Origin of the sequence: Paracoccus pacificus (assembly GCF_042680785.1) — a bacterium.
Taxonomy (GTDB): Bacteria; Pseudomonadota; Alphaproteobacteria; order Rhodobacterales; family Rhodobacteraceae; genus Paracoccus; species Paracoccus pacificus.
The window spans coordinates 205,805-217,519 of the sequence record NZ_JBHUEN010000053.1; the positions used below are offsets into that span (position 1 = coordinate 205,805).

At 64.9% G+C, this 11,715-nt stretch carries 11 protein-coding genes; 6 read left to right on the plus strand and 5 right to left on the minus strand.

Annotated features, from left to right (window positions below; translation table 11 throughout):
- Nucleotides 1-88 precede the first annotated feature (88 nt).
- The gene (locus tag ACFSCT_RS19225) at nt 89-1,054 is read left to right on the plus strand and encodes a zinc-binding metallopeptidase family protein (protein ID WP_379145511.1); all 966 of its coding nucleotides are present in this window, start codon (nt 89-91) and stop codon (nt 1,052-1,054) included.
- Nucleotides 1,055-1,467: 413 nt separating this feature from the next.
- On the opposite strand, the gene ACFSCT_RS19230 is transcribed toward ACFSCT_RS19225, so the two are convergent.
- Nucleotides 1,468-4,902 (minus strand): pyruvate carboxylase, encoded by a 3,435-nt coding sequence (locus ACFSCT_RS19230; protein WP_379145512.1) that lies wholly within the window; start codon nt 4,900-4,902, stop codon nt 1,468-1,470.
- Nucleotides 4,903-5,001: 99 nt separating this feature from the next.
- A complete protein-coding gene (locus ACFSCT_RS19235; protein ID WP_379145513.1) occupies nt 5,002-5,676 on the minus strand; it encodes an HAD family hydrolase in 675 nt (224 codons plus the stop codon).
- Between the two features lie 110 nt (nt 5,677-5,786).
- Between ACFSCT_RS19235 and glmU the strand changes: the two genes are divergently transcribed.
- The 4 genes from glmU to ACFSCT_RS19255 all read left to right on the plus strand — a co-directional run bounded on the left by glmU (nt 5,787) and on the right by ACFSCT_RS19255 (nt 9,631).
- Nucleotides 5,787-7,163, plus strand: coding sequence for a bifunctional UDP-N-acetylglucosamine diphosphorylase/glucosamine-1-phosphate N-acetyltransferase GlmU (gene glmU / locus ACFSCT_RS19240; protein ID WP_379145515.1), 1,377 nt, complete (start codon nt 5,787-5,789; stop codon nt 7,161-7,163).
- Entirely contained in the window at nt 7,163-8,977 is a 1,815-nt protein-coding gene (gene glmS, locus ACFSCT_RS19245) for a glutamine--fructose-6-phosphate transaminase (isomerizing) (RefSeq protein WP_379145516.1), read from the plus strand. The genes glmU and glmS overlap by 1 nt, the downstream gene beginning before the upstream one ends.
- A 140-nt stretch (nt 8,978-9,117) precedes the next feature.
- Nucleotides 9,118-9,384, plus strand: a complete 267-nt coding sequence (locus ACFSCT_RS19250; protein WP_379145518.1) for a type II toxin-antitoxin system Phd/YefM family antitoxin — start codon at nt 9,118-9,120, stop codon at nt 9,382-9,384.
- Nucleotides 9,365-9,631, plus strand: a complete 267-nt coding sequence (locus tag ACFSCT_RS19255; RefSeq protein ID WP_379145521.1) for a Txe/YoeB family addiction module toxin — start codon at nt 9,365-9,367, stop codon at nt 9,629-9,631. Before ACFSCT_RS19250 ends, ACFSCT_RS19255 begins: the two co-directional genes overlap by 20 nt.
- 40 nt (nt 9,632-9,671) lie before the next feature.
- Here the strand turns inward: ACFSCT_RS19255 and ACFSCT_RS19260 are convergent, their stop codons facing one another.
- Nucleotides 9,672-10,043: a GFA family protein gene (locus ACFSCT_RS19260; protein WP_379145522.1), complete on the minus strand. Its 372-nt coding sequence runs from the start codon at nt 10,041-10,043 to the stop codon at nt 9,672-9,674.
- Nucleotides 10,044-10,199: 156 nt separating this feature from the next.
- Between ACFSCT_RS19260 and ACFSCT_RS19265 the strand changes: the two genes are divergently transcribed.
- Entirely contained in the window at nt 10,200-10,760 is a 561-nt protein-coding gene (locus ACFSCT_RS19265; RefSeq protein WP_379145525.1) for a class I SAM-dependent methyltransferase, read from the plus strand.
- A 33-nt stretch (nt 10,761-10,793) separates the two neighbouring features.
- On the opposite strand, the gene ACFSCT_RS19270 is transcribed toward ACFSCT_RS19265, so the two are convergent.
- Nucleotides 10,794-11,147 (minus strand): GFA family protein, encoded by a 354-nt coding sequence (locus ACFSCT_RS19270; RefSeq protein WP_379145527.1) that lies wholly within the window; start codon nt 11,145-11,147, stop codon nt 10,794-10,796.
- 48 nt (nt 11,148-11,195) lie between these two features.
- Nucleotides 11,196-11,672, minus strand: coding sequence for a hypothetical protein (locus ACFSCT_RS19275; protein ID WP_379145528.1), 477 nt, complete (start codon nt 11,670-11,672; stop codon nt 11,196-11,198).
- Between the last annotated feature and the right edge of the window lie 43 nt (nt 11,673-11,715).

Below are 11,715 nucleotides of genomic sequence, written 5' to 3' on the forward strand. Positions count from 1 at the left end.
AGCACGCCCCGGCGGCAACCGGCCCGGGGCAGGCGTGCAACCGAACCCGGACCGGCGCGTTAAGCCCTGTCCTGATGAATGTTCCCCGATGCAACTTCTGTTCTGCCCGATTTGCGGCACCAAGGCCTATTTCCACAATCTCATCTGTCCCTGCGGCGCGGATCTATATTTCGATCCGGAACAGGGGCAGTTCCGGACCGACGGGCCGGCCTGTGCGAATCGGGAAAGGATCGCCTGCAACTGGGTGGGCGAGCGGGGGTTGTGCCGGTCATGCCTGATGTCGCCGACGATTCCGCCGCTGAGCGTCGAGGGCAATCTGGAGCTTCTGGCCGGTGCGGAACGCGGCAAACGCTGGGTGCTGGCCAATCTGGCCCGCTGGGGCTGGTTCACCGATGCCGATGCCGATCCCGGCCCGCGTCCGCAATTCCTGATGCTGTCCGAACGCACCGGCCAGCAGGACGACGTCCGGGTGATGATGGGCCATCAGAACGGTATCATCACCATCAACGTGGTCGAAGCCGATGACGAGATCCGCTTTCACCGCAAGAACCGGCTGGGCGAGCGTTACCGCTCCATGGTCGGGCATTTCCGTCACGAGATCGCGCATTTCCTGTTCGAGCGGCTGGAGGTCACGCCCGGTTTCCTGCCCGCCTTTCGTCCGGTCTTTGGTGATGAAACTCAGGATTACGGCGCGGCGCTGGCGCGTCACTACGCAGCGCCAAGGGACCCGGGCGAGGAGTTCATCACCCCTTACGCGACCGCCCATCCGCATGAGGACTGGGCCGAGACCTGCGCCCATTTCCTGCATCTGGTCGATATGACCGACAGCTTCATGGCATCGGGTCTGATGGCGCCGCAAGTGCCGTCCAAGGATTATGACGCTTATGCCGATCCCGACAGCACACGCCTGTTTCAGATCGCCTCGGTGGTGGCGCTGGCGGTCAATGACATCAACCGCGCGCTGGACAACCCCGACCTTTATCCCTTCGTGCTGACGCCGCGCATCCGGCAAAAACTTTCCTTCGCCCATGACTGGGTGACGAGGCCGCGTTAGTATCCCGGCAGTCGCCCCGGACCACGATCAGGCCGCCGGTCAAGATCACCTGCCCCGGCCAGACCAGGCGTTGGCCGGATCAGCAGCCACGCGCCCGGTCCGCCGATGATTTTGCCGGTAAGGGTCGCCGCATCAACCGCGCAGGGCAGGTTCATCCCACTACAGCCCGACCCACCAGAAACATTGGCGGCGATGCTCGTCAGGATGGCCGACATCGGCCCCGGCACGAACAAGACCCGACCCGGGATCGGTACAGCCGTTTCGGTCGCCGCCGGATCTTGCAATTTTGCCGGCAATCACCACGCATCGCCCCCGCAAGGGCGCCGCACGCACAGCGGCCTTTTTCTTTCTTGCCCAAATATCCCGGGGTGAATTGGCCGGTACGGCCAAAAGGGGCAGCGCCCCTTCTACCTTTATTCGATCTCGATCAGCAGGTCCTTGGCGTCGATCTGCTCGCCCGGGGCGACATGAACCGCCCTGATGGTGCCGGGGCGGTCGGCATGGATGCCGGTTTCCATCTTCATCGCCTCGATGGTCAGCAGAAGATCGCCCGCATTGACCTTTTGCCCCGCCGTCGCCGCGACCGAGGCGATGACGCCGGGCATCGGGGCGCCGATCTGGCCGGGGTTGCCCGGGTCGGCCTTGGGGCGGTCGACGGTTTCGGATTTCACCATGCGGTTCGGGACCCGGATCGACCGGGGCTGGCCGTTCAGCTCGAAAAAGACCTTGACCTCGCCCTTTTCGTCGGTGTCGCTGATCGCGAGCAGCCGGACCTCCAGTGTCTTGCCGGGGTCGATCTCGGCGGTGATCTCTTCGCCCGGCTCCATGCCATAAAAGAAGGTGCGGGTCGGCAGGGTGCGCACCGGGCCATAGCTGCGGTGACGGCCCATGTAATCAAGGAAAACCTTGGGATACATCAGGTAGCCGTTCAGATCCTCGTCGTCGACGCGTTTGCCCTCAAGCTGTTTGCTGAGCGATTCCCGCTCGGCCTCGATATCGACGGGCTGCATTCTGGCGCCGGCACGCTCGGCCAGCGGCGTTTCGCCCTTGAGGATCTTTTCCTGCAGCGCCTTCGGCCATCCACCGGGCGGCTGGCCCAGATTGCCGCGCATCATATCGACCACGCTGTCGGGAAAGGCGACCTCGACGGCCGGATCCTCGACCTGCGCGCGGGTCAGCCCCTGCGCCACCATCATCAGCGCCATGTCGCCCACCACCTTGGACGAAGGCGTGACCTTGACGATATCGCCGAACATCCGGTTCACGTCGGCATAGGTCTGGGCGACCTCGTGCCAGCGATCCTCCAGCCCCAGGCTGCGCGCCTGCGCCTTGAGATTGGTGAACTGCCCGCCCGGCATTTCGTGCAGGTAGACCTCGGAGGCGGGTGCCTGAAGGCCCGATTCGAAGGCCGCGTAATGTTCGCGCACGGCCTCCCAGTAATTGCTGATCTCGCGCACGGCGCCGATGTCCAGCCCGGTGTCGCGGTCGGTCTGGGCCAGCGCGGCAACCACCGATCCCATGGTCGGCTGGCTGGTGTTGCCCGACAGCGCATCCATGGCGCAATCGACCACATCCACCCCGGCATCCGAGGCGGCCAGTATCGTCGCCCCGCCCATGCCGCTGGTGTCATGGGTGTGGAAGTGGATCGGCAGCCCGATTTCTTCCTTCAGCGCCTTGATCAGGACGCGGGCGGCGGCGGGTTTCAAAAGCCCCGCCATATCCTTGAGGCCAAGCACATGGGTGCCGGCGGCCTCAAGCTCCTTGGCCATGTCGACATAATATTTCAGGTCATACTTGGCCCGGTCCGGGTCCAGAATATCGCCGGTATAGCAGATGGCGGCCTCGCACAGCTTGCCGCTTTCCAGCACCGCATCCATGGCCACGCGCATGTTTTCGACCCAGTTCAGGCTGTCGAAAACGCGGAACACGTCGATGCCGGTGCGCGCCGCCTGCGCGACGAAGAACTGCACGACATTGTCGGGATAGTTGGTATAGCCGACCCCGTTCGAAGCCCGAAGCAGCATCTGGGTCATCAGGTTCGGCATCCGGGCGCGGATGTCGCGCAGCCGCTGCCACGGGCATTCCTGCAAAAAGCGATAGGCCACGTCAAAAGTGGCCCCGCCCCAGCACTCGACGCTGAACAGTTGCGGCAGATTGGCCGCATAGGTCGGCGCCACCCGGATCATGTCGATCGACCGCATCCGCGTCGCCAGAAGCGACTGATGGCCGTCGCGCATCGCCGTATCGGTGATCAGCAGCCGCTTTTGCGCCAGCATCCAGTCGGCGACCGCCTTGGGACCCTTCTCCTCCAGCAGGTTGCGGGTGCCGGGGATCGGCTCGGCCTTGGGCGCGGGGGGAACGGGCGTGCGCGCTTCGGCCGAGGGCAGCGGCCGGCCCGAGGTCTCGGGGTGACCGTTGACGCTGATATCGGCGATATAGGTCAGGATCTTGGTCGCCCGGTCGCGGCGGCGGGTAAAGTTGAACAGGTCGGGCGTCGTGTCGATGAATTTGGTGGTGTATTCATCGGACAGGAAAACCGGGTGTTTCAACAGGTTGATGACGAATTCGATATTGGTGCTGACCCCGCGCACCCGGAACTCGCGCAGGGCCCGGTCCATGCGGCGCACGGCGGCCTGCGGCGTCTGCGCCCATGCGGTCACCTTGACCAGAAGCGAATCGTAATAGCGGGTGACGACCGCGCCGGGATAGGCGGTGCCGCCGTCAAGCCGGATGCCATTGCCGGTCGCGGTGCGATAGGCGGCGATGCGGCCATAATCGGGGATGAAGTTGTTCTGCGGGTCCTCGGTCGTCACCCGGCACTGGATCGCATGGCCGGACAGCTTGATCGCGTCCTGATCGGGGGCGCCGGTGGCGGCGGCCAGCGTCTCGCCCTCGGCGATGCGGATCTGCGCCTGCACGATGTCGATGCCGGTGACTTCCTCGGTCACCGTATGCTCGACCTGAACGCGGGGGTTCACCTCGATGAAATAGAACCGGTCGCTGTCCATATCCATCAGGAACTCGACCGTGCCGGCGTTCTGATAACCGACGGCGCGGCCGATCCTCAGCGCGAGATCACAGACTTCCGCCCGCTGCGCCTCGGTCAGATAGGGGGCGGGGGCGCGTTCCACGACCTTCTGGTTGCGGCGCTGTACGGTGCAGTCACGTTCATACAGATGGTAAAGGCCGCCATGCGTGTCGCCCAGCAACTGCACCTCGACGTGGCGGGCGCGGAGGATCATCTTTTCAAGATAGCCCTCGCCATTGCCGAATGCCGCCTCGGCCTCGCGCCGCCCCTCGCGCACCTTGTCGGCCAGTTCCTCGGGGTTGTTGATCGGCCGCATGCCGCGGCCGCCGCCACCCCACGAGGCCTTCAGCATCAGCGGATAGCCGATCTCAGCCGCCTCGGCGCGGATGGCGTCGAAATCATCGCCCAGAACCTCGGTCGCGGGGATCACCGGCACGCCGGCGCCGATCGCCACGCGCCGGGCGCTGGCCTTGTCGCCAAGCGCGCGCATGGTGTCGGCGCGGGGGCCGATGAAGGTGATCCCGGCCGCCGCGCAAGCATCGACGAATTCGGGGTTTTCCGACAGAAGACCATAGCCGGGATGGATCGCATCCGCGCCCGATTCCTTTGCCACGCGAATGATCTCGGGGATGCTCAGATAGGCCGCGACCGGGCCCAGCCCCTCGCCGATGCGGTAGGCTTCGTCCGCCTTGAAGCGGTGCAGGCTCAGCTTGTCTTCCTCGGCATAGACAGCGACGGTTCGCTTGCCCAGTTCGGTGGCGGCGCGCATCACGCGGATGGCGATTTCACCCCGGTTGGCGATCAGGATCTTGCGAAACATCGGCGGTCCCTCCCTATCTGGTTGGGCGCATCCTAGCGATGCTGCGTTGCAGCGCAATAGTTTCGTGACAGGCCGGTAAAGCCGATTTCCGGCCGCGATCTATCCCAGCCAGCGGTCGGCCAGCCCGGGCAGATCATCGAAATGGGCCAGCATGGCGTCGGGCGCCAACCGGCTGAGACCGGCGCCTTCGGGGCCAAAGGCGACCAGCGCCACCTTGACGCCGGCCGCCGCCGCGGTCTTGCGGTCGGTCACCGTATCACCGACCAGAAACGACCGCGCGACGGTGCCGCCCGCGCCTTCGACGGCGGCGACATAGGGGCGGGGGTCGGGTTTGCGCACCGGCAGCGTATCCGCCCCGATCAGGGCATCGAACATGCCTACGATCTGCAACTCGGCCAGCAGGGCGCGGGCCAGGACTTCGGGCTTGTTGGTGCAGACCGCAAGGCGATGGCCGGCATCGGCCAGCCGTTCCAGCGCGGCAAGCGTGCCGGGGTAAAGCCGGGTGTGCACGGCGATATTCGCGCCGTAATGCCCAAGCAGGTTAAGGAAATCCGCATCCTCGGCACCGGGCGGGATGATCCAGTCCGACCCGGCGCGCGCATAGCCCTCGCGCAGCATCGCCCGGCCGCCGGCAAAGGCGAAACCGGCGTCGCGCACCGGATCCAGAAGCCCGGTCAGCCCGCGCAGCGAAAGGCAGGCATTCGCCGCCGCGATCAGATCCGCCGAGGTATCCGCAAGGGTTCCGTCCAGATCGAATACCACGGTGCCCGCCATCGCGATTGTAACCTTCGTTAACCAAGAGTGATCCGCAGTCCCCTTGCGGTGACCGTCCGCGCCTAGGTAGAACGCCGGGGGCAATTGATAAACATGAAAATGGAGCAATGATGACCGACGAGCAGCCGGATCACGGCGCGGATCAGCAGGAACGGGTCGCCGTCATCGTGTTGGCGGCGGGGCAGGGAACGCGGATGAACTCGGACCTGCCGAAGGTGCTGCATCCGCTGGGCGGCGTGCCCTTGGTCGGCCATGCGCTGGCTGCCGCCGGGCGGCTGGAGCCGCAGCGCATCGTCGTCGTCGCCGGCCACGGCGCCGAGGCGGTGCGGGCGGCGGTGGCGAAGCTTGACCCCGACGCGCAGGTCGTGCTTCAGGACCAGCAGCTTGGCACCGGTCATGCGGTGGCGCAGGCATTGCCGGCGCTGGACGGCTTTTCCGGCAAGGTCATCGTGCTTTATGGCGATACCCCGTTTATCGGCGACGATACGCTGGCCGCCCTGACCAGCCACCCGGCCGATGTCGTGGTGCTGGGTTTCGAGGCCGCCGACCCCGGCCGCTATGGCCGGCTTGTCACCGGTCCGCGCGGGCTTGAACGGATCGTCGAATGGAAAGATGCCGACGCCGCCACCCGCGCCATCCGGCTGTGCAACTCGGGCGTGATCGCCGCGGATGCGGGGCTGTTGCGCGATCTGGTGGGGCGGCTTGGCAACGACAACGCGGCGGGCGAATATTATCTGACCGATGTCGTCGGTCTGGCGCGCGACGCGGGCCGCAGCGCCGCCGTCGTCACCTGTGACGAATCCGAGACGCTGGGCATCAACACCCGCGCCGAACTGGCGGCGGCGGAAAGCGCCTTCCAGACCCGTGCCCGCGCGTTGCTGCTGGACGATGGTGTCACGATGACCGCGCCGGACACGGTCTTTCTGGCGCTGGACACGGTCGTCGGCCGCGACGCGGTGATCGGGCCCAACGTGGTTTTCGGCCCCGGCGTCACGGTCGAATCCGGCGCCCGGATCGAGGCGTTCTGCCATCTCGAGGGCTGCCATATCTCGCAAGGCGCGAGTGTCGGGCCCTTCGCGCGGCTGCGGCCCGGCGCCGAACTGGGCGGCGATGTGCATGTCGGCAACTTCGTCGAGATCAAGAACTCGGTTCTGGACGAGGGTGTAAAGGTCGGTCACCTGACCTATCTGGGGGATGCCGATGTGGGTGAGGGCACCAATATCGGCGCAGGCACCGTTACCTGCAATTACGACGGGGTGATGAAGCATCGCACCCGCATCGGCGCCCGGGTCTTTATCGGCTCGGATACCATGCTTGTCGCCCCGGTGTCGGTCGGGGACGAGGCGATGACGGCCAGCGGGTCGGTCATCACCGAGGATGTGGCCGACGGCGGGCTGGCGATAGGCCGGGCGCGGCAGGTGACGAAACCGGGACTGGCGCGGCGGATGATGGCGGCGCTGCGGCAGAAGAAAAAGGAACGCGGCTGATGTGCGGGATTATCGGGATACTCGGCAAGCATCAGGTCTCGCCGCAACTGGTCGAGGCGCTGAAAAGGCTGGAGTACCGGGGCTATGACAGCGCCGGCGTCGCGACGGTCGACGGCGCCGGTCAACTGGATCGCCGCCGCGCGGTCGGCAAGCTGGTGAACCTGTCCGACCGGCTGGTGCATGAGCCGCTGGAGGGGCAGAGCGGCATCGGTCACACCCGCTGGGCGACGCATGGCCCGGCAACCGAAACCAATGCCCATCCTCACAAGCGCGGTCCCGTGGCCGTGGTCCATAACGGCATCATCGAGAATTTTCGCGAGCTTCGGGCAGAACTGGCCGCGGCGGGGCTGGTGCCCGAAAGCGACACCGACACCGAAACCGTGGCCATGCTGACCGCGCAGGCCATGGCCGATGGCATCGGGCCGGTCGAGGCGGCGCGGGCGACGCTGGGCCGGCTTCACGGCGCCTTCGCGCTGGCCTTTCTGTTCGACGGGCACCCCGATCTGATGGTCATCGCCCGCAAGGGCAGTCCGCTTGCCATCGGTCATGGCGAGGGCGAGATGTTCGCGGGCTCTGATGCCATCGCGCTGGCGCCCTTCACTCACCGGATCACCTATCTTGAGGATGGCGACCACGCCGTCCTGACCCGCGCGGGCGTCGAGATTTTCGACAAGGACGGCCGCCGCGCCAATCGCGACATGGCCCGCATCGACGTAGGCGCGACCACCATCGACAAGGCCGGCCATCGCCATTTCATGGCCAAGGAAATCGCCGAGCAGCCGGTCGTTCTTGGTGATGTGTTCAGCCATTATCTGCAGGGCGAGACCATCAACCTGCCGGACCTTGATTTCTCGACGGTCGACCGGCTGTCGCTGGTCGGGTGCGGAACGGCGCATTACGCGGGCCATGTTGCAAAATACTGGTTCGAGACCCTTGCCGGGCTGCCCTGCGATATCGAGGTCGCCTCGGAATTCCGTTATCGAGAGCCGCCGCTGTCGCCGCAAGGCTGGGCGGTGTTCATCAGCCAGTCGGGTGAAACCGCCGATACGCTGGCGGCGCTGCATTACGCCCGCGATCATGTCGCGCGGACCATCGGCGTCGTGAACGTGCCGACATCGGCCATCGCGCGCGAGGCGGATGTGGCGCTGCCGACGCTGGCCGGGGTCGAGGTCGGCGTGGCCTCGTCCAAGGCCTTCGTCTGCCAGCTTGCGGTTCTGGCGGTGATGGCGGTCAAGGCCGCGCATGACCGTGGCCGGATCGACGATGCCGGTCTGCGCCGGCATATCGCGGATCTGCGCATGCTGCCGGGGCTGCTCAATCAGACGCTTGCCATATCGGACCCTTGCCGCGTGCTGGCCGACTGGCTGGCCGAGGCGCAGGACATCCTGTATCTGGGGCGCGGCGCCATGTATCCGGTCGCGCTGGAAGGCGCGCTGAAGATGAAGGAACTCAGCTATATCCACGCCGAGGGCTATGCCTCGGGCGAGTTGAAGCACGGCCCGATCGCGCTGATCGACCGGAACGTGCCGGTGGTGGTGGTCGCCCCGCGCGACGGGCTTTTCGACAAGACCGTGTCGAATATGCAAGAGGTCATGGCGCGGCACGGTCAGGTGCTGCTGATCTCGGACGCGGCAGGGATCGAGGCGGCAGGGCAGGGGATCCGCGCCGGTCTGACCATGCCGGCGGGCGGGGGGGCCTTCGCCCCGATCCTTTACGCCGTGCCGATGCAGTATCTGGCCTATCACACCGCCGTCGCCAAAGGCACCGACGTGGACCAGCCGCGCAATCTGGCGAAATCGGTGACGGTCGAATAAGGGGCCGGCTGGTAGAGATTGTGGCGGTTGCCTAAGCGTATTCGCCGCGCCGCTCTAACGGTCTTGACACGTACAATTTCACGTACCATATTTGGCGAGCTCAAGCATCAGCTCACTTACATCATATATAGCACCCTCAAATGCACATCGTTAATTACTCGGATGCGCGCAAGCATCTGAAGGACGTCATGGATCATGCGATCCATGATAAAACCGAAACCGTGATTACCCGCACGGGCAAGGAGGCTGTGGTCGTCGTTGGAAAGGAAGAGTGGGATGCGATTCAGGAAACGCTCTATCTTCTGACCTCGCCGGCCAACGCGGCGCGCTTGCGCGAATCCATCGCCCAATTGAATGCTGGGCGAGGCGTTGAGCGAACGCTGAAAGATGAAGCTGATATTTTCTGATGGTGCTTGGGAAGACTATCTCCACTGGCAAAACAGCGACGCCAAGATACTTCAACGGCTGAATGAGCTGATCAAGGAAACCCAGCGGAATCCGTTCAAAGGTATGGGAAAACCCGAGCCGTTGAAGGGCGATTTAAGCGGCTGGTGGTCGCGGCGGATTACGCAATCTGACAGGTTTGTCTATCGCGTCTCAGGCAGCGGGCAGGATCAGGCGCTCGAGATTGCGCAGTGCCGTTATCACTACTGACGGCGGTCGGACTGCTTATTGGCGCGAACCCTTCGCCCGCCTATTCCCTATCCCGTTCAAACCGCTGCTTTACCGGAAATTCGGGCAACCAGCTTTCGCGGCGGATGGTCCAAAGCTCATAGGTCGGGGTGAACTGGTTGGGGGCGTCCAGCGCGCCGAGGTTCAGCTCGACCTCGTCACCCGAGCGGCCAAAAACCGAACTGCCGCAATAGGGGCAGAAATGGCGGCCCTGATAATCATGGGTCTCGCCGGTGATCATGACCGCGTCCTGCGGGAATATCGCCGAGGCGTGAAACAGCGCGCCATGATGCTTGCGGCAGTCCATGCAGTGACAGATGCCGACCCGCAGGGGCTGCCCCGTCGCGGTGATGCGGACCTTGCCGCAAAGACAGCCCGCCGTGACCCGTTCCATATCCTGTCCCTTCGGTCATCCGCTGGTGAGGTTATCGCCCGGGCGTTCGGGCGTCCACCGGCGCCGCCATACCCTTTGACCATGGCCGCCGTCCCGCGTAACTGGACCGGTACCGCCCCGTTTCCCCGCGGTCGGCATGCCTTGACGGAGATCGCGATGACCAGCCTGAACCGAATCGTCATGCAAAAGACCAGCCGCGCCTGGTTCGCCGAGCTGACGCCCAAACGGCTGGATGTGCTGGAGATTTCGGGGAACTGGGGCGCGTCGCTTGGGTTTCGCAGCCACGAGAGCGTCTCATATCCGGCTTTCGACATATGTCAGGGACCGCTGCGGGATGCCGGGGACAAGGTCCGCAAATTCGATCTGGTGATGGCCAATCAGGTGTGGGAGCATCTGGACCGCCCCTATGCCGCCACCCGAAACGTCTGGAAAATGCTGCGTCGGGGCGGATATTTCTGGGTGGCGGTGCCGTTCTTCATACCGTTCCACGCCGCGCCGAATGATTGCTCGCGCTGGACGGCGCGCGGCCTCGGCAATCTGCTGATCGAATGCGGCTTTGAACCGGACGAGATCCGGGCCGCGCAATGGGGCAATCGGGCCAGCGCCGCGCGCAATCTGGAAACACCATGGCCGCCCCGGTTCGACGCAGATACCGACGATCTGGACGACGACCCGGAATTTCCGCTGGTCTCTTGGGCGATCGCGCGCCGCGTCTGAAGCGCGCGCAACGCAGGCTTTCGCGGCGCCGGTTCAGGCGCTGGCGCCGTCGACCGGCTTGGAATCCAGCGACCGCGCGTCGACATCGTCAAGGCAGTTGACGTTGACCGCAACCATGCGCGTCCCGTCGGGCATGCTGCCGAAGGAATAGGCCTCGATGCCGCAGACCGGGCAGAACCGATGTTCGATCTGCTGTTTGTTGAACAGATACTCCGTGGTCGCGCCATCCTTGGTCAGCTGGAATTCCTCGCGGGGCGCGAAGGCCAGAACCGAGCCCAGCCGCCGGCAACGCGAGCAGTTGCAGACGACTGTCTGGGACAGATCCAGATCAACCTCGAAAGCGATGGCGCCGCATTGGCAGCTACCGGTGTGATGTTGCTTGGTCATGGCGTTTCTCCGTTGCTGCGGACAGTTTGCCCGGCTGCTTTACCGGGGTCAACGAAGCTCCAGCGAAACCACGTCCTTGACATAGCGGGCGCCGCGGGCGTCGCCGGGGGTAACCATCCGCAGCCCGTCGGGAATCGGGGCGCCGTCCAGCTTGTAGCCGATCATGATCGGGCGATCGCCAAAGCCGGGCGCGATTTCGCCGATGGAAAAGGCCACCTGATGATTGTCGCGCGCGGTGACCAGAACGACCCGCCGAAGCGCGGATTTCACGTCATCGTCCAGATCCGTATTGGCGGCGATCACGTCCCATAACAACGCGCCGGTATAGCGCCCCTTCTGTTCGCCGTTGCTGCCGCCGTGGACGGTGTCCACCTTATGCACGGGCAGGGCGGCGAGGGTTTCGGGGTTCAGCACGACCGCCAGCCCGTCCGGCCCGGTCAGTCGAGCCGAGGCGGGCTGGTCGGCCGATACCGAGGCGCCAAGACACAGGAAAACCACAGCCGCGACAGGCAGAACTCGGGACATGGCGACCTCGATTCGTTGTTCCCAACCGAACATATCGCAAAAG